This is a genomic window from Acinetobacter chengduensis (assembly GCF_003664645.1).
Taxonomy (GTDB): Bacteria; Pseudomonadota; Gammaproteobacteria; order Pseudomonadales; family Moraxellaceae; genus Acinetobacter; species Acinetobacter chengduensis.
Genome location: NZ_RCHC01000071.1, coordinates 1 through 488, shown reverse-complemented (window position 1 = coordinate 488; position 488 = coordinate 1). Strand labels below are relative to the sequence as shown.

The following is a 488-nucleotide window of genomic DNA, read 5'->3' as shown; positions in this document are numbered from 1 at the left end:
AGATGGCGTGATTGAAACAATCAAACCTGACTCTAAAGCAGAAGTTAAGCCAAAAACTAAAGAGGTGCCTGCAAATGGCTAAGAAGTATATTTCATTACGCGGAAAGTTTTCCCTTGCGCCAATTGTTGAAGGTGTTGTTGGTGCGATGCGTGAATTGGGTAACATTCCCGACTTTACGGTAGAAATCACTGCCGACAAGATTGAGCACACGGAGTCCATGTCTGGTGACGATACAACAGATCTAGTCTTGTACAACACTACAGCGGTTTCCTTTAGTGGTACGCTTGAGCAGGTTGATATTGATAACTTGGCATACATTTTGTCGGGCAAAAATATTGCTGTTGCGACCAAAACTGTAGCTGATCATAATTTAGGTGCGGTTACAAAAGGTCAAAAAATCAAGTTGGATGGTTTTAATCTTACCGTTCCAACAGTGACTGATGGGGCAACGACTCCAGTTCCTATCGATTCGACAAAATATAAACTG

General features: G+C 42.0%; 1 protein-coding gene. It reads left to right on the top strand.

What is annotated here, in order from left to right; genetic code table 11:
* Positions 1-74: 74 nt before the first annotated feature.
* On the top strand, positions 75-488 hold a 414-nt coding region (locus D9K81_RS18255), incomplete at its 3' end, for a phage tail tube protein (RefSeq protein ID WP_456236549.1).